Annotated in this window: 14 protein-coding genes; 2 read left to right on the forward strand and 12 right to left on the reverse strand. The window is 63.6% G+C overall.

The window, feature by feature from the left end; all coding sequences use genetic code 11:
* Positions 1 to 100: 100 nt before the first annotated feature.
* The gene (gene purB / locus AAGF34_RS09215; RefSeq protein WP_342620318.1) at positions 101 to 1480 is read right to left on the reverse strand and encodes an adenylosuccinate lyase; all 1380 of its coding nucleotides are present in this window, start codon (positions 1478 to 1480) and stop codon (positions 101 to 103) included.
* Positions 1481 to 1576: 96 nt separating this feature from the next.
* Here purB and AAGF34_RS09220 point away from each other — a divergent pair, with 96 nt between their 5' ends.
* The gene (locus AAGF34_RS09220) at positions 1577 to 2191 is read left to right on the forward strand and encodes a glutathione S-transferase N-terminal domain-containing protein (protein WP_342620319.1); all 615 of its coding nucleotides are present in this window, start codon (positions 1577 to 1579) and stop codon (positions 2189 to 2191) included.
* A gap of 16 nt (positions 2192 to 2207) precedes the next feature.
* On the opposite strand, the gene AAGF34_RS09225 is transcribed toward AAGF34_RS09220, so the two are convergent.
* From AAGF34_RS09225 to AAGF34_RS09270, 10 genes are all read right to left on the reverse strand, one after another.
* Entirely contained in the window at positions 2208 to 2666 is a 459-nt protein-coding gene (locus AAGF34_RS09225; RefSeq protein ID WP_342620320.1) for a nuclear transport factor 2 family protein, read from the reverse strand.
* The gene (locus AAGF34_RS09230) at positions 2663 to 3442 is read right to left on the reverse strand and encodes an SDR family NAD(P)-dependent oxidoreductase (protein WP_342620321.1); all 780 of its coding nucleotides are present in this window, start codon (positions 3440 to 3442) and stop codon (positions 2663 to 2665) included. Before AAGF34_RS09230 ends, AAGF34_RS09225 begins: the two co-directional genes overlap by 4 nt.
* Positions 3443 to 3455: 13 nt before the next feature.
* A complete protein-coding gene (locus tag AAGF34_RS09235; RefSeq protein ID WP_342620322.1) occupies positions 3456 to 3992 on the reverse strand; it encodes a DUF3833 domain-containing protein in 537 nt (178 codons plus the stop codon).
* Positions 3974 to 5203, reverse strand: a complete 1230-nt coding sequence (locus AAGF34_RS09240; RefSeq protein ID WP_342621066.1) for an MFS transporter — start codon at positions 5201 to 5203, stop codon at positions 3974 to 3976. The genes AAGF34_RS09235 and AAGF34_RS09240 overlap by 19 nt, the downstream gene beginning before the upstream one ends.
* A 107-nt stretch (positions 5204 to 5310) precedes the next feature.
* Positions 5311 to 5892, reverse strand: a complete 582-nt coding sequence (locus tag AAGF34_RS09245) for a chalcone isomerase family protein (protein WP_342620323.1) — start codon at positions 5890 to 5892, stop codon at positions 5311 to 5313.
* Positions 5889 to 7133 carry a cyclopropane-fatty-acyl-phospholipid synthase family protein gene (locus tag AAGF34_RS09250; RefSeq protein ID WP_342620324.1) on the reverse strand — a complete coding sequence of 415 codons (1245 nt, stop codon included), beginning with the start codon at positions 7131 to 7133 and terminating at the stop codon, positions 5889 to 5891. Before AAGF34_RS09250 ends, AAGF34_RS09245 begins: the two co-directional genes overlap by 4 nt.
* Before the next feature lie 51 nt (positions 7134 to 7184).
* Positions 7185 to 7967, reverse strand: coding sequence for a DUF1365 domain-containing protein (locus tag AAGF34_RS09255; protein WP_342620325.1), 783 nt, complete (start codon positions 7965 to 7967; stop codon positions 7185 to 7187).
* Positions 7964 to 9265, reverse strand: coding sequence for an FAD-dependent oxidoreductase (locus AAGF34_RS09260; RefSeq protein WP_342620326.1), 1302 nt, complete (start codon positions 9263 to 9265; stop codon positions 7964 to 7966). Before AAGF34_RS09260 ends, AAGF34_RS09255 begins: the two co-directional genes overlap by 4 nt.
* Before the next feature lie 147 nt (positions 9266 to 9412).
* Entirely contained in the window at positions 9413 to 11569 is a 2157-nt protein-coding gene (gene yccS, locus AAGF34_RS09265; RefSeq protein WP_342620327.1) for a YccS family putative transporter, read from the reverse strand.
* Between the two features lie 9 nt (positions 11570 to 11578).
* Positions 11579 to 12808 carry a phosphohydrolase gene (locus AAGF34_RS09270; RefSeq protein ID WP_342620328.1) on the reverse strand — a complete coding sequence of 410 codons (1230 nt, stop codon included), beginning with the start codon at positions 12806 to 12808 and terminating at the stop codon, positions 11579 to 11581.
* A gap of 89 nt (positions 12809 to 12897) precedes the next feature.
* Here AAGF34_RS09270 and rfaE2 point away from each other — a divergent pair, with 89 nt between their 5' ends.
* Complete coding sequence (gene rfaE2, locus AAGF34_RS09275; RefSeq protein WP_342620329.1) at positions 12898 to 13392, forward strand: D-glycero-beta-D-manno-heptose 1-phosphate adenylyltransferase; 495 nt, start codon at positions 12898 to 12900, stop codon at positions 13390 to 13392.
* Positions 13393 to 13396: 4 nt separating this feature from the next.
* Here the strand turns inward: rfaE2 and glnE are convergent, their stop codons facing one another.
* Positions 13397 to 16114, reverse strand: coding sequence for a bifunctional [glutamate--ammonia ligase]-adenylyl-L-tyrosine phosphorylase/[glutamate--ammonia-ligase] adenylyltransferase (glnE, locus tag AAGF34_RS09280; protein WP_342621067.1), 2718 nt, complete (start codon positions 16112 to 16114; stop codon positions 13397 to 13399).
* Positions 16115 to 16118 lie beyond the last annotated feature (4 nt).

Here is a 16118-nt window from a genome sequence, read left to right on the forward strand (position 1 = left end):
GATAGGAGGGGAGTTGTTCAGAAATGCCGCGGAACCGGCTTCGCCGGGCCGCAGGCATTGCCCCCTGCAAGGGGGAGGCGGCGCCAGCCGCACGGGGGTGTTAAACCCTTTTCGCGAGCTCCGCCGCCTTACCGGTATAGGTCGCAGGGGTCATGGCCAACAAGCGGTCTTTCTCAGCCTGCGGAATATCCAGACCGGCGATGAATCCGCGCATCAGCTCCTTGGTCATGGCCTCGCCGCGGGTGAACTTCTTGAGCTGCTCATAAGGCTGCGGCAGACCAAAGCGGCGCATCACGGTCTGGATCGGTTCGGCCAGCACTTCCCAAGACGAATCCAGGTCCTCCGCGATGGCGGCGGTATTGATTTCCAGCTTGTTCAGACCGGTCATGAGCGACTGGTAGGACAGTGCTGCATAGCCCAGGGCCACGCCGATGTTGCGCAGCACGGTGGAGTCGGTCAGGTCGCGCTGCCAGCGCGACACGGGCAGTTTCTCTGCCAGGTGGCGCAGCACGGCGTTGGCCAGGCCCAGATTGCCCTCGGCATTTTCAAAGTCAATCGGGTTCACCTTGTGCGGCATGGTGCTGGAACCTACTTCGCCATCGCGCAGCTTCTGCTTGAAGTAGCCCAGTGACACATAGCCCCAGATGTCGCGCGAGAGGTCCACCAGAATGGTGTTGGCACGGGCGACCGCGTCAAACAGTTCGGCCATGTAGTCGTGCGGCTCGATCTGAATGCTGTAAGGCTGGAAGTTCAGGCCCAGACCCAGGGGCTCGGGTGTTTCCACCACTTTTTTGCTGAAGGCTTCCCAGTCGAAGTCGGGCCAGGCCGACAGATGGGCGTTGTAGTTGCCCACGGCGCCGTTCATCTTGGCCAGGATCTTGACGGCCGCAATGCGGTCGCATGCGGCCTGCAGGCGCACCACCACATTGGCGATTTCCTTGCCCACGGTGGTGGGGCTGGCAGTCTGTCCGTGGGTGCGGCTGAGCATGGGCACGTCGGCATAGGCGTGGGCCATGTCGCGTAGCTTGAGCACGATCTTGTCGAGCAGCGGAAGCACCACCACGTCACGGGAAGCGCGAAGCTGCAGCGCGTGGCTGGTGTTGTTGATGTCTTCACTGGTGCAGGCGAAGTGCACGAATTCGCCGGCCTTTTCCAGTTCGGGACGGGCTTCGAACTTGGACTTGATCCAGTACTCCACCGCCTTCACATCGTGGTTGGTGGTCTTTTCGATGGCCTTGATGGCTTCGCCGTCGGCTTCCGAAAAGTTCTTCACCAGGCCCAACAAGTAAGTGCGCGCTCCGGCACTGAGCGGCTTGAATTCGTCAAAGCCTGCGTCACTCAGTGCGATGAACCAGGCGACTTCGACCTGCACGCGCCGGTGCATGTAGCCGAGCTCGCTGGTCAGCGGGCGCAGGGTGGAGAGTTTGGCAGCGTAGCGGCCGTCCAGGGGCGAAAGGGCGGAAATGGCGGAGAAAGTCATCTCTGAATTGTAGGTTGTGTACCACCCCCGTGCCGATACGCATCATTGTGGCGCCCAATGGATAGAATGAAAGCCATACCTATTTTCAGATCACCCATGAAATTAATCGGATCCACCACTAGTCCCTACGTACGCAAGGTGCGCGTAGTGATGGCGGAAAAGAAGCTCGAATACGCATTCGTCCAGGAGGACGTCTGGGCCGAAGGCACGACCATTTCCGGCTCCAACCCGCTGGGCAAGGTGCCTTGCCTGATCATGGAAGGTGCTGAAGCGCTATTCGACTCGCGCGTGATCGTGGAATACCTGGACACCCTGTCGCCAGTGGGCAAGCTCATTCCCACCGTGGGCCGTGAGCGCGCCGAAATCAAGACCTGGGAGGCACTGGCCGATGGTGTGCTCGATGCCTCCATCCTGGCGCGCCTGGAGTCCACCTGGGCCGGTCGCACCGAAGTACAGCGCAGCCAGGCCTGGATAGACCGGCAGATCCACAAAGTCAACGACGCCCTCAAGGCCATGAGCCTGGGGCTGGGGGACAAGGCGTTCTGCTCCGGCATCCATCTCACCCTTGCCGACATTGCCGTGGGTTGTGCCCTGGGTTATTTGGACTTCCGTTTCCCCGACTTGAGCTGGCGCAGTGAGTATCCCAATCTGGTCAAGCTGCACGACAAGCTGATGCAGCGCCCCAGCTTCGCTGACACGGTTCCAGTCTGATGCGGCCTGCGGGCCGCTAGCTGTTGGCCTTGCGCTTGAGCCAGCGCATCAGGCCCCCCAGCAGCGGAAGTTTTTCATACAGCTCTTCTGCTGCATCCCAATAGTCGCGGTGCAGGGTCACTAGGCCTTGGCCTGAAAACTCCAGATGGGTGGCGCCCAGAATCACCTGGGGTTGGCCCTGCTTGAAGCGCTTGAAGCCAAAGCGGAATTCCCAGGTCATGAAGCAGTGCGCGCCCTGGATCACCTGCTGGGTCACCACAAAACGCGGCTGGTCCAGCGTCTCGAACATGTGCTCGAAGATTGCGCGTATCTCGGCAGTGCCGCGTACGTCATTGAAAGGGTCCTTGAAGCGCGCGTCACTGGCGTAATACTTCGCGACTTCCGCCACGCTGCGCGGGCTGAGCGTTTCGAAATACGCGGCCAGGCGTGCGGCTGCGGCAGTGCATTCCGTGTCGGATGAAGTGGATGCGTTCATGATGTGGCGCGTGCAACCAATGCGAAGTAGGCGCGGTACGGTAACACGCGCAGCAGCTTGAGCCACCAGGTGAAGCGCTTGGGGAAGTGGATTTCGAATGCACCGCTGGCCCAGCCTTTCAGAATCGCCTGCGCCGCCTGTGGCGGTGTCATCAACGCTGGCATGGCAAAGTCATTCTTGGCCGTGAGCGGTGTTTCCACAAAGCCGGGGTTGATGATGGACACGCCCACGCCGGAGGTCTTCAAATCCAAATACAGCGTTTCGGCCAGGTGGATGAGGGCGGCCTTGCTCGGGCCGTAGGCCAGGCTGTTGGGCAACCCCCGATACCCGGCTACGCTGCCCACCAGGCTGATGTGGCTGTTCCCTTGTGCTACCAGTTGCGGCAACAGGGCATCCAGCAGGTACAGGGCCCCGGTGTAGTTCACCTCCATGTGGCGCAGGGCGTCTTGCAACTGCAGGGTTTGCGCCCGCATCGGGTTGTAGTAGCCCGCGCAGTACACCACGCAGTCCAGCGCACCCAGTGCCAGCACGCTGTCTGCTGCCGATCGCACCGCATGCCGGTCGGTGGCGTCCAGCGCCAGCGCCTGGGCTCCGGCGTGTCTGTCCACAAAGTTCTGCAAGGCTTGCAGGTTTCGGGCCGAGACGATCACGCGGGCGCCCTGCGCATGCAGCGCACTGGCCGTGGCCTCGCCGATGCCGGAGCTTGCGCCCACGATCCAGACGCGCTTGCCCTGCCAGTCGCTCAGGGGTCGGTTGGTGCGCGTGAAAAAAGCCATGGTGTGACCGTCTTCAGCGTTTGGAAAAAGAAAGGGTGACCTCACCCAGGCGCACGCCGAACTTGCTCATGGTGGCCTTGTTGAGCATCACCTTGTCGTTCATGAGGTACATCCAGTCGTCAAACTGCACCTCGTATACCGACCCGTCCACTGGCAGATTCAGTGTGTAGTTCCAGTGAAATGCATTGCCCCGGCTCTCGCCCTGGGCCAGTCCCACCACATCATCGGCGCGCCCCACATACCGGCCATCGGCTTGCCGCGTCAGGTGCCAGACGCGCTTTTGCTTGCTGCCATCCGAATAGCTGAAGTCTTCGTCCAGTGTGCCTTCATTTCCCTGCCAACTGCACACCATGACTACGCTGAAGCGCTTGACGACGGCACCCGACCGGTCGGTGAAGACACCATAGGCGTCGAGGGTGCCGTTGAAATACTGCCGCAGGTCCAGCATTGGTTTTTCATTGGTATAGCGGTCAATCTGCACGCCGCTGCAGCCGCCCAGAACCAGGGCGGCGGAGGTGGCGAGAAAGGTGGTCAGGAGGCGTCGTTGCATGGTGGTTTGCGGATGATGAGGTTGTAGAGCAGCGTGGCTGCGAGCAGCTTGAGTGCGCAGGGCACCAGGCAGTAAGCAAAGGTGAGGGTGCGCAATGCGGTTGCATCCTGCGCACCCGGTGTGTAGCCTGACAGGCCCAGCAGCGGCAGGGCGACGCCGGCAGCCAGCGCCAGGTTGAGCTTGGTAGCGAAGTTCCACCAGCCGAAGTAGGCGCCCTCTGCCTGCCCTCTGTCGCCAGAGGCGGCTATGGTCCCGGCCAGCAGCGCAGCGGGCAGGGCCAGGTCGGTACCCAGTGCCACGCCGGATAGTGCGCACACCACCATGAAGGCAGCGGAGTCCCCCGCGCCCAGCTGGGCGGCAAATGCAAACACGGCGATCGCCATCAGCATGCCCAGTCCCCAGGTGCGCGCCAGCCCCAGCCTCGGCACTAGACACAGCCACAAGGGCATGGATAGCGCAGCGCACAGGAAATAGCTGCCGAGAAAGAAGGGTTGTAGATGGGCCGGCGCCTGCAGGCGGTCCTGAACGAAGAAGAGAATCAATGTGGCAGGTACTGCACTGGCGATGCCGTTGGCCATGAAGACCGCCAGCAGGGCGCGGAACGCAGGGCGAGAGAAGGGCAGCCACAGGGGCTCCGGGGCTCGTACAGCGTGCACGCGGGCCACGGACGGAGGCTGCACGGCCTGTCTCCAGGCCCACCAGCCGCCTGCCAGCGCCAATGCAAACAGCACGGTCGTGGCCTCCATGCCCAGGGTGAACGGAGCAACCGAGGCCAGCACCACCCCCAACAGACCCCAGCCTTCGCGCCAGGCCACGATGCGGCTGCGCTGTGTTTCATCTCCACCGAGCCGGGCACCCCAGGACTGGTGCAGTATCGACAGCGCACTGAAGGCCGTGTAGGTCAGCAGCAGTGCCAGCCCAGCCCACACCAGCAGCGCGGTTGGCGTGTTCACTGGCGGGAAGAACAGTAGTGCAAATCCCAGAGCCAGTGCCAAGGCCGCCACACCGCCCCAGCGCAGGACGAGGGGATTGGACTGGGCATACAGGTGGTCGCTCCAGCGCCCCAGCAACGGGTCAATCACGGCATCGAGCAGACGTGCACCCAGCATGAGCGCGCCCAGTGCTGCCAGTGGCACATGCAGCGTGGTCGCATAGTGGTGGGGCAGCACCACGTACAACGGCAGGGCCACAAACGCCAGGGGAAAACCCATCCAGCCATAGCGCAGACCGGCCTGCCAACCGGTGAACACCGTCTTGTCTACAGCGGTTGTCGAAGCGCCTGCAGGTGACGTAACCATCGCTGGCGCAATTACGTCGGTCATGACGCGCTGCGCCCCAGCAGGCTGGCACGCAGTTGTGGCTCGCTGCTGGCGTCCGCCAGCCAGATGCCGAAGAAGACGCGGCTGAAGTCCGCATCCCGGATGGCGGGCAGGGACTGGCCGTTGAACCAGAAGCGCGCGCCGGTACCAGGAAAGTGCGCACCGACGATGCGGTCCCCCGCCTTCACATCGGGAAAAGTGCGCACCATGGCCGCAAGCCAGGCCTTTTCCTGCTCGGCGCCAAAGCCTCCCTGGCGCTGCATCTCCTTGAGGGAGCGCTCGGCAATCGCCTTGCCGTTCAGGCTGCGCAAGTAGTTCAGTTCGAGCGCAAAGGGCGTGGCTGCATAGGCCTCCGGCTTGAAGCTACTGCCCACCCATAACCGGGCTTCGTAGATATCAAAACCGAAGAAGCGCATGCGGGCGGAGCCCAGCTTTTGCAGGCCCGGCAATTCGCTGTCCAGTTCTGTTGGCAGAGCGCTTGTGCCTTGGGCCCGTGCTGCAAAAGCGGTTGCCAATCCGCTGACGGCAAACCATGCGGCGACGGTGGCGCGCATCAAGGCGGTACGCCGGGAGTGGTTCATGCGCGGGCCAGCGGCTTGCGCAGGGTGAACTGCACCACGTCGGTATTGCGCTCGTCGAACGCCGCTTCGCAGTAGGCCAGATAGAACTCCCAGATGCGCACAAAGCGGTCATCAAAGCCGTTGGCCATGACCGCGCTGCGTTGTGCCAGGAAGGCATCGCGCCAGCGTCGCAGGGTCTCGGCATAGTCCGGGCCAAACGCCAGTTCGCGTTCTACCTCCAGCCCTGCCGCCCGGGCTTGTTCCCTGAATACGCGCGGGCTGGGCAGGCACCCTCCAGGAAAGATGTACTGCTGGATGAAGTCGGTGGAATGGATGTAACGCTCGTAAAAGGCGTCATCGATCACGATGCTCTGGATGCACGCCCGTCCGCCCGGTTTGAGCAGGCGCGCCACCGTGGCAAAGTAGGTCGGCCAGTATTCACGGCCCACTGCCTCCACCATCTCGATCGAGCAGATGGCATCGAACGGCGCATCATCAATGTCGCGGTAGTCCTGCAGCCGCAGGTCGGCGCGCTGCTCCGTACCCAGGCGCTGCATGCGTGCGCGGGCATAGGCCAACTGTTCGGTGCTCAGTGTCACGCCGGTGATGTGGGCCTGCATGTCGGTGGTCGCCATCTCGGCCAAGGCTCCCCAGCCGCAGCCGATCTCCAGCACGCGGTCGCCCGGCTTCACCGCCGCCTCGGTGAGTGCACGCCGCACCTTGGTGCGCTGGGCATCGGCCATGGGCTGGGTCAGGTCCCCCTGGAACAGCGCGCTGGAGTAGTTCATGGTCTCATCCAGCCACAGGCCATAGAACGCATTGCCCAGGTCGTAGTGGGCATGGATGTTCTTCTGGCTGTTGGCGCGCGTGTTGCGGTTGAGCAGATGCTTGATGCGGTAGATCAGACGGCCGGCCCAGCTGCCGTAGATCACATCTTCCACCTCGGCGCGGTTCTTGATGAGCACGCGCAGCAGGTCGGTCAGGTTGGGCGTGCTCCAGTCGCCGGCAATATAGCTTTCGGCAAACCCGATGTCGCCGGACTTCAGCGCCGCGCTGCAGACGTTCCAGTTGTGCAGGGCAAGGGTGGCATGCGGCAGTGACTCGCCGCCAAAGCGCTGCATGCTCCCGTCCGGGAGCTGCACCGTCAGGCTACCGTGGTGCAGCCGGCTGAGCAGCTTGAAAACCGTGCGTGCAGAAGCCGGTGTGTCTGGAGGCAATGCAAAGCGATCGCCCAGTGTCGTGCCTATGGTTTTGCTGTTCATGAAAGACAGGGCTCCAATGAAAGTCGGGTGAGGTCTTGAACGTTCATCGCACTAGCGGCTGGTGAACGTGGCGGGCAGCGGCGGCTTGCCAAAGAAGGGCGTGCGTTTGATAAACAGCTTGAGCGCCTGCCAATGGATGCGTGCCACCACGCCCCAGGTCATGGCCGGGTAGCGCCACAGCGCATGGCGCACCGCTGCAGATGTGAGCGGTTGCAGCGTGCCGCTCACACTGGTCTCGATCAGCGGCCCCTGCGCATCGTCATAGTCGATGCGTGCCACTGTGCGTTGCAGATCCGGCGTGACCATGAAGCGAAAGCGATAGCCTCCCTCCACTGGACAGAATGGCGACACATGGAAGACCTTGGTGGCGCGCAGCTCCACGCCAAATGCCGGGCGGTCCAGCAGATAGCAGTGCCGTTCGCCAAAGGTGTTGTTCACTTCCACCACGATGGCCCGCAGCTTGCCGTCGGCAGCATGGCAATACCAGAAGCTCACCGGCTTGAAGGTAAAGCCCAGCACGCGCGGATAGCAGTGCAGCCAGACCTCGCCGCTGGCATCGTCAATGCCTTGTGTCCGCAGCAGTTCGTCCAGCCAGGCCAGGGCGCCGCCCTGCTCGGGGCCGCGCCCGTCGCCGTGGTCCTTGTCGAAGAAGGACAGCGCCGCCAAGCGGTTGCGGGCCAGCGCACCCGGCCCATTGGCCTGCAGGCTGCGCATGGGCAGCATGAGAAAGTAGGTGCCATACACAAAGGCATTGCGCGCCGGGCGCAGCCTGCTGTGCCGCACCTGGCCAAAACCGATGTGTGCCAGCGCCTGGCCTTTGCTGCGCGTGGTCATGCAGCAAGGCGCTCTGTGACGGCCAGCGAATTCTGGATGCGGCGCGCCACATCCAGTCCCGATGCCAGACCGTCCTCGTGAAACCCATAGCCAGTCCAGGCGCCGCAGAAATAAGTGTGTTGCTTGCCTTGCAAGGTGGGAACCTGCTTTTGTGCCTGGATGGCAGCCAGGTCAAACACAGGGTGATCGTATGCATAGCTGCCCAGCACATGGCGATCGGCAATCGCGCGCACCGGATTGAGGGAGACCACCACGCTGGTATTGAAAGGCAGCGGTTGCAACTGGTTGAGCAGGTAGTGCAGGCACACGCGTGCGCTCTCTTGCACCTTGTCCGTCGCACGCTCGTAGTTCCAGGCCGCCCAGGCGCGTCGGGTGCGGGGCAGCACCGAGTTGTCGGTGTGCAGCACCGCACGGTTGGGCTGATAGCGGATGGCGCCCAGGATGCTTCGCTCGGCGGGGCTGGCATCGGCCAGCAGACGCAACGCCTGGTCCGAGTGACAGGCCAGCACAAGCTGGTCGTAGTGCTCGGTCTGGCCGTTGGCACTGATCCAGACACCTTGTGCATCGCGGCGTACGCTGTCCACGCGGGTGTTCAGACGCTTGTCGCTGATACCGGCCACGATCTTGTCCACGTAATGACGCGCGCCGCCTTGAACGGTCCACCACTGGGGGCGGTTGGTCACCTGGATCAGTCCGTGGTTGTGGCAGAAGCGGATCATGGTGGCCACTGGAAACTGCAGCATCTGGTCGGTGGGGCAGCTCCAGATGCAGCCCAGCATGGGCAGGAAATACCAGTCCCGGAATTCTGCGGAAAAGCCGTGTTGGCGCAGGAAGTCACCCAGCGGCTGCACCAGCTCGATTTCCGGGCCGCTTTGCGCAATGCGGGTAGCCAGTGCGTTGAAGCGCAGGACCTCGCGCAGCATCCTCCAGAAACGCGGCCTTAGCAGGTTGCGGCGTTGCGCGAACACCGTGCCCAGCGAAGAGCCGCTCCACTCCAGCGCCGCCCCGTGTGGCTGCGGAACCTGCACCGAGAACGACATGTCGGACTTGGCAGTGGCAATGTCCAGTTCCGCAAACAGAGCGATCAGCTTGGGATAGGTGCGCTCGTTGAACACCAGAAAGCCGGTGTCCACGCCGTGTGTGACCGGCCCTTGCGCGCCTTCCAGGGTCACGTCCACTGTATGCGTGTGGCCGCCAAAGTAGCTGCCTGCTTCAAACAGCGTGACGTTGGCCTGCCCGTGCAGGCGGTGCGCTGCGGCCAGACCTGCGATTCCCGAACCGATGATGGCTATTTTCATGGATTTATTACCTTTTGGTCATTTTGTGACTGATTGGTAATAAAGCGAATTGATTAGTTCAAAGACCTCGACGCGCATAGGGTATTGGCGATGCCGGGCACGCAACCTTCCGCCTCGTGGGCGTCCATGGCAGGGAGCGATCCGTTCTCAGGGGTGGGTTGTAAGAGGGGCCGGCCGCAGCAGCGCAGCCTGTTGCCGCAGCACAGGCAACAGCCGGTTGGCCAGCTGCAGCTGCACCAGCAGGAGGTTTTGCACCTGACGGGATTCAGGCGTGGTCGTACTGGCGGCAGAGTCCCCTGCCGCCTCAGGTGCGGCAATCGGCCCCCCCGCATCAAGGGCCTGCGCCAGTCCCTCCAGGCCTTGCAGTAGCTCCTGCGCAGCCTGCAAGGTGGTGCTGTCCAGAGCTTCGGCCTGCGCCTCGCCGCGGTGCGCACCCAAGGCCGACAGGTAGCTCAGCAGCATGTGGGACTGCAGCAGGAAGCGGCCGCAGGCAACCATGTCCAGCTGCGCATGCGCAGGCTCGTTGGCCATGGCGCTGTAGGCATTGGACAGGGCCGCATCGGCATTGTGTGCGTCGCGCCGGGCCACGCGGTAGGCCAGGTGGTCCTGCTTGCCTTGCTGGTATTGCAGAAGGATTTCACGCAGATAGCCAGCCTGGCTTTTCAGGGTTTGCGCTGCCAGCCGGGGCCAGTGGCGGGCCTGCCAGTTGGGCAGGATCAGCCAGGCGGCCAAGGCGGCGATGGCACTGCCCAGCGCCGTGTCCAGCAACCGCGCCGGGATGACTCCCTGGGACATGCCCATCTGGTGGAAGCTCAGCAGCACCAGCGTGGTGACCGCCGCGCTGCTGACGCGCGGGTCGGTCTGCCGTGTGCCGATGAACAGGGTGCCTGCCAGCACGGTACAGGCCGCCTGCAGAAGCGCCCCCGGAAACAGCCGTATCAAGGCCCAACCCACGCCCAAACCCACCACCGTGCCCAGCGCACGCTGGCCCAGGCGCTGGAGCGTGGCGCTGTACTGCGGCTGGCTTACGAACACGACGGTGAGCAGGATCCAGAAACCATGTGGGTCCTGGGTCCGGCGCATCACACCGAATGCCACCAACAGCGACAGCGCCAGGCGCACCGCGTGGCGCATCAGGGCCGAACGCAGGTTGAGCTGCGCGCGGATGCGCGACCAGGCTTCGCCCAGGGTCTGGGGCTGGCGATCCAGCAGCGCCAGGGTGGGTGCGTCCACCGGCCCGCTCATGGCGCCGGCAAACACACTGGCCAGAGCGGTCAGGTTGTCACCCAGCGCACGCAGGGCCCGCAAGGGCCGGTCGGCCAGAGAGGAATTCGGATCCAGATGGCGGATACCCGCTTGCATCTCCTCGATGGCGCGTGCGGTCGTCCCGGTGTGGCGGGGGCTGGTGTCCTCGCGTATCGCCAATGCATATTTGTGCGCCTGCTCGCCCAGCACGCAGAGCACGCGCTCACAGCGGTAGAGCGCATCTGAGCGCGCAAACACCTTGGCCAGCAGCACATAGCTCTCATGGGAAGAGCTCACCCGCTCATGAATGTCCTGCGCGGCCAGGTACTGGTGAATGGATTGCTGCAGCCGTGCGGATGGTGTGCCGCTTCCCAGGCGGGTGAACAGGGACTCCTTGGCGGCGTTGAGCGCATCGACCACCCGGCCGTTGTGCAGCGCCAGGTCCAGCCTGCGCCGACTCATGTCGATGTCCCCCACGGGCTCAAACAGCTGTGCCTTCAGGCGCAGGTATTCGCCCAACAACGAGTACAGCGTGGAGAGCCGGTGGCGTACCGTGGGCATGGGCCAGGCGGCAGCCCACAGCAGGGAGACCAGGCCATACCAGGCCGCTCCGCCCAGCAGATACGGAGCCACCAGAACCGCCTGTGCGCGGTCGCCCTGTGCCGACAGTGCGGTGTAGATGAACAGCACCAGTGCACCGAACGCGATGGCTCGGTAGCGCTCGCCCACAGCGCCCAGCATGGTGAGAAAGAAGGCTGAAGCCGCCAGCGCCAGGGCCAGCAGCACGGGCGATACCAGCGTGGCCCAGACCGCGCCCATGACCAGGCTGAACACACACAGCGAAATCAGCTGGGTTCGAAGCCGCTTGCCCCAGTTGTCATCGGTCTCGGTAAAGGCACTGGCCAGAACGCCGAGCAGCACGGTCATCAGCTCGTCCTGCCAGTCGTATGCCCAACCCACGGCCAGCACCGTGCTCAGCGCAAGCAGCGCCTGCGCGCCCCGCATGAAGCCTTCGTGATTGCGGGTCCACTGGAGATTGGCCAGCCAGCTGTCGTTCACTGGACAGCCTTACCAGACCCGGTCATTGCCAGTGGTTTGGGTAAGCGGTAGCAGACGGTCCAGATGGATCTGCACCTTGACCTCGCTGTGCGCAACGCTGGCCACCACCTTGTAGTCCTTCTGGCTGGTGTCGCGCACGGCATGTTCGGCCGTGGGCATGCCGCTGCGGTTGAGCACCACCGCCACGCGTGGGGTGCTGGTGTTGGTACCACGCCGAACCACCACGGCCACTTCGTCGGAGGCCAGTCGTACATAGGAGCCCGGTTGGTAAATGCCGACCGCCTTGATCAACGCCGCGCCGGCTTCGTCCACTTGCTTGTTCTCATCAAAATAGCAGGCCTGCATGGCTACCGCCGGAGGCACCGGCGGACGAGACAGGCGTGGCGAGAGGCGGGCCGCAAACATGTCGGCGCGCTGGATCATGCGTGCCAGCCGCTGCGCCGGTGTCTTGCTGCGCAGGTCACCCGGCGCCTGTGCATGGTGTTCGGCCACAGCCTGCAGCCAGGTCGGGTCTTCGATGCCGACGGACTTGAGGATATCCACCGAGCGCTGCGCATGGCTGTCGATCTGGGCCAGTTGGGTGTCGTCCGGCGGGCGCTTTTGCGAGGTCAGCTTGTCCTGCAATTCGGTCATGGAGACGTTCATGGTCAATGCCGCCTTGCACAGCAGCATCTCCACATGCTCCGGCCAGGCCAGCACCTCGCGTGCGGCCAGACCGCACATCACGCTCACCAGCATGGCGTGGGTCGCGCTGTACATGGAGGTCTCCGAGGCCGATAGCTGGATCAGTGCAAACAGCACTCCATTGGGGTTGCGATGCGACTCGCGTTGCAGGGTGCGGAACACATGCTCCAGCCGCCATTTGAAATGTTCGCGGTTGGGGTCGCGCAGCAGGATGTGGGCTTCCACCTGCAGATCGCGCCAGTCCACGCGGTCCGTGGTGACGACTTCGCGCTTGGTCGCCTTGTCCACCATCAGTTTGGACTCGGCGATTTCGCCAATCGACTTTTCCTTGCGCATGAGCGTTTGCAACTGGTCGATGTAGGCCTTGCGCAAGGCTTCAGCATCCACACCATCAATGAACAGGCCGCCACTGCGGTTGTAGAACATTTCCAGATCGGCCCGGGAGGCCACTACAAACGCCTTGCGTGCCAGCAGAATGCCGTTGCTGTCCACGAGATCACAAGGCAATGGTTGCCCAATGCGGATGGAGTCGATTTCAACGGGAATCAGGTTCATAGAGTGCAAAGATTATGCCCTCTCGCCCCTGTTTCAACTATCAAAATACCGGGCAAATACCCGCCTGAAGCCCTGCTAGCATTGCGTGCATGCAAGCTCAAGACACCCCCCCCGCTTTCCTGCAGAAGATCCACCACCGCGGCGATCTGGCCGCGGCCTTGAGGGCTTTGCCCAGACCCTGGGTATTCACCAACGGGGTATTCGACGTGTTGCACCGTGGCCATGTGGTCTATCTGGCGCAGGCCCGTGCGCTCGGTGGCAGCCTGATTGTGGCGCTCAATACCGATGCATCGGTCAAGCGCCTGGGCAAAGGCGATGACCGCCCCCTGAACAAGGACGAAGACCGCGCCATCGTGATGGCCTCGCAGGAGTCGGTCAGCTTGGTGACCTGGTTTGACGAAGACACGCCGCAGGAAATCATTGCCGAGATCCGCCCGGACATCCTGGTCAAAGGCGGGGACTACGACATGGCCAAACTGCCGGAGACTGCCCTGGTGCAAAGCTGGGGCGGACAGGCACTGGCCCTGCCATTTGTGCAGGGTTACTCCACCACCAAGCTGGTCAACCGGATACGCGCCGGCTAGGCCTTCAGCCGAATACTGCCGCCCACAGCGCCAGTCCGGCTTCGCGCTCGGTTCGCACCTGGTCTTCGTCGACCTGGGTAGGTTCTTCGTTGAGGCGAGCCCGGTGCTGGATCTGGCGCAATGCACGGTAAGCCTGTGCCGCGTTGTCGCCGGTATGGCCGGGCAGCAGTCCGCAGGTCTGGGCGCGCTGCAGCAGGGCGATGTTGCCCACATTGGCGCGCAGCTCCGGGTGGTGTGCGCTCTGGGACAGCACCAGGTACTGCACCACGAATTCGATGTCCACCATGCCGCCGGGGCTGTGTTTGACATCGAACTGGTGGCCGCGCACCGGATGGGCAGACCGCACCTTGGCACGCATGTCCATGATCTCCTTGCGCAGCCCGGCATCCTCACGCGGGGTGCTGATGACGGCCTCACGCACCGCATCAAAGCGCTGGTGCAGCCCTGGTTCACCCAGCACGCAGCGCGCCCGGGTCATGGCCTGGTGTTCCCAGGTCCAGGCGGTATTGCTGCCGCGCTGTTGCTGGTAGTTGGCGTAGGAGGTGAAGCTGGTCACCAGCATGCCCGAGTTGCCGTTGGGCCGCAGCGCGGTGTCGATCTCGTAGAGGTCGCCCTCGCCGGTCTTGACGGTGAGCCAGTTGATCAGCTTGCGCACCAGGGCCCCATACACCTCGGTAGCCCGCTCGTCCTCGTCGTCGTAAACGAACACGATGTCGAGATCGCTGCCGTAGCCCAGCTCCTTGCCGCCCAGCTTGCCGTAGGCAATGATGGCAAAGTGGTGCTCATCGCGGTGGCGATTCTTCAGACGCTGCCAGCACCAGCGGGTGGTGGTGCGCAGCATGCAGTCAGCCAGCGCACTGAGGTCGTCAGCCACCTGTTCAACGGTGATGCGTCCCTCCACATCGCGCGCCAAGGTACGGAATACCTCGGCATGGTGGGCGCGACGCAGCAGGTTGAGCAGGGCTTCGTCGTCGTCCTCGCCGCTGGCTGCCAGTGCCGTGCGGCGGCTCTCCAACTCGGCCTCGAACGCTGCGGCATCAAAGCGCTCCTCCAGCATGGCACTGCCGGCAAGCTCGTCAATCACACCAGGGTGTTGCAGAAGATAGCGCGCGGGCCATTTGGCGGCGCCCAGCATATGCAGCAGGCGCTCGTGGACGTTGGGCCGTTCCAGCAGCAAAGCCAGGTAGCTCTCGCGGCGCAGCAGCGGCTCGATCCAGTCCGACAGCCTGACGGCAGCGTCTTCACTCACCTTGCCCTCGGCCACCCATTGGGCGGTGCGCAGTATCAGGCGTCCCAGGCGGGCACGTGACTCTTCGCGCAGGGCGAGGATGCGCGGGTGCGCCTGCCAACTGGTCAGGCGTTCGCGGAACTTGCCCTGGGTGTGGGTGAGCAGGACCTCGAAGTCGCTGACGTTGGGTGCCGAGGCCTTGTTGCAGCCGCCCTTGCATGGCGGTTGGGCACCCCCCAACAGTGCGTCGAATTCCTGCGCCACAAACTCGCGGTGGGTATCCAGAGCGCCCAGAAAGTCGCAGGATTGGGCAAAGCCCATGGTCTGTGCGACCCAGTGCAGGTCGGCGTCGTTGGTGGGCAGCACATGGGTTTGCTGATCGTCCAGAAACTGGATGCGATGCTCCACCTGCCGCAGGAACACGTACGCCGCGGCCAGCCGGTCGGCGGTGGCCTGTGGCATCAGTCCGGACTTGGAGACACGCTGCAGCGCACTCAGAGTGGGGCGGGTGCGCATCTCCGGAAATTGGCCGCCGCGCACCACCTGCAGCAGCTGCACGGTGAACTCGATTTCGCGGATGCCTCCGCGCGAGAGCTTGACGTCGTTGCCGCGCTCCGGGTGTCCGGCGCTGCGCTTGGTGGCGTGGTCGCGGATCTGGCGGTGCAGCACGCGCAGGGCGTCAAAGACGTTGTAGTCCAGGTAGCGGCGGAACACGAAGGGCACCACCACCGAGCGCAAACCCTGGGCGCAAGAAGAGCCTATCGCGGCGCGGGGCGCCACCACCCGGCTCTTGAGCCAGGCAAAGCGCTCCCATTCACGTCCCTGCACCTGGAGGTACTCTTCGAGCGCCGCCAGAGAAACGGCGGCCGGCCCCGAGTTGCCGTTGGGGCGCAGCGCCAGGTCGACCCGGAACACAAATCCGTGCTCGGTGGTGTCGCCAACCAGGGCATAGATGGCCCGCACCTGCTTGGCAAAGTACTCCTGATTGGAAATCCGGCCCCGCCCCTCGGCACTGCCACTGGTCTCGCCGTCCTGGTCGTAGATGTAGATCAGGTCGATGTCGCTGGACACATTGAGCTCGCGCGCACCGAACTTGCCCATGCCCACGATGCACAGTTGTGCCGGTTCACCCAGCGGCCCCAATGGTGCGCCGTGGGTTTCCTGCAAGGCCAGGCTGCTCGCGTCAAAGGCTATGTCCAGCGCAAATTCCCCCAGCGCGGTCATGCTTGCCGTCACCTCGCCCAGGCTGCAGGCGTCTTCGCAGTCCAGGGTCAGCAACCGCTCCATCACCAGTTGGCGGGTTACCCGCAACGCGGCGGAGACGTCCATTCCGTCCCCACGCAAGTGGTCATAGACGGACTGCATGGATGCCCGCATGGGGAGCCCGGGGGGCAGCAGGGCCATCTGCGTCTCGTAGCGCCGACGGACGCGTTGTCCCAAGCGTGGGTAAGCTGACCGGCTGAGCGCACTGGATGCTTCTGGGTTGCGGGTCATAATT

The sequence above is a fragment of the Rhodoferax sp. GW822-FHT02A01 genome (genome assembly GCF_038784515.1).
In the GTDB taxonomy this organism is placed as follows: domain Bacteria; phylum Pseudomonadota; class Gammaproteobacteria; order Burkholderiales; family Burkholderiaceae_C; genus Allorhodoferax.

Coding starts and splice junctions, on each gene's coding strand:
- purB (WP_342620318.1), bottom strand. CDS start 1,480: ATGACTTTCTCCGCCATTTCCGCCCTTTCGCCCCTGGACGGCCGCTAC.
- AAGF34_RS09220 (WP_342620319.1), top strand. CDS start 1,577: ATGAAATTAATCGGATCCACCACTAGTCCCTACGTACGCAAGGTGCGC.
- AAGF34_RS09225 (WP_342620320.1), bottom strand. CDS start 2,666: ATGAACGCATCCACTTCATCCGACACGGAATGCACTGCCGCAGCCGCA.
- AAGF34_RS09230 (WP_342620321.1), bottom strand. CDS start 3,442: ATGGCTTTTTTCACGCGCACCAACCGACCCCTGAGCGACTGGCAGGGC.
- AAGF34_RS09235 (WP_342620322.1), bottom strand. CDS start 3,992: ATGCAACGACGCCTCCTGACCACCTTTCTCGCCACCTCCGCCGCCCTG.
- AAGF34_RS09240 (WP_342621066.1), bottom strand. CDS start 5,203: ATGGGTTTTCCCCTGGCGTTTGTGGCCCTGCCGTTGTACGTGGTGCTG.
- AAGF34_RS09245 (WP_342620323.1), bottom strand. CDS start 5,892: ATGAACCACTCCCGGCGTACCGCCTTGATGCGCGCCACCGTCGCCGCA.
- AAGF34_RS09250 (WP_342620324.1), bottom strand. CDS start 7,133: ATGAACAGCAAAACCATAGGCACGACACTGGGCGATCGCTTTGCATTG.
- AAGF34_RS09255 (WP_342620325.1), bottom strand. CDS start 7,967: ATGACCACGCGCAGCAAAGGCCAGGCGCTGGCACACATCGGTTTTGGC.
- AAGF34_RS09260 (WP_342620326.1), bottom strand. CDS start 9,265: ATGAAAATAGCCATCATCGGTTCGGGAATCGCAGGTCTGGCCGCAGCG.
- AAGF34_RS09270 (WP_342620328.1), bottom strand. CDS start 12,808: ATGAACCTGATTCCCGTTGAAATCGACTCCATCCGCATTGGGCAACCA.
- rfaE2 (WP_342620329.1), top strand. CDS start 12,898: ATGCAAGCTCAAGACACCCCCCCCGCTTTCCTGCAGAAGATCCACCAC.
- glnE (WP_342621067.1), bottom strand. CDS start 16,114: ATGACCCGCAACCCAGAAGCATCCAGTGCGCTCAGCCGGTCAGCTTAC.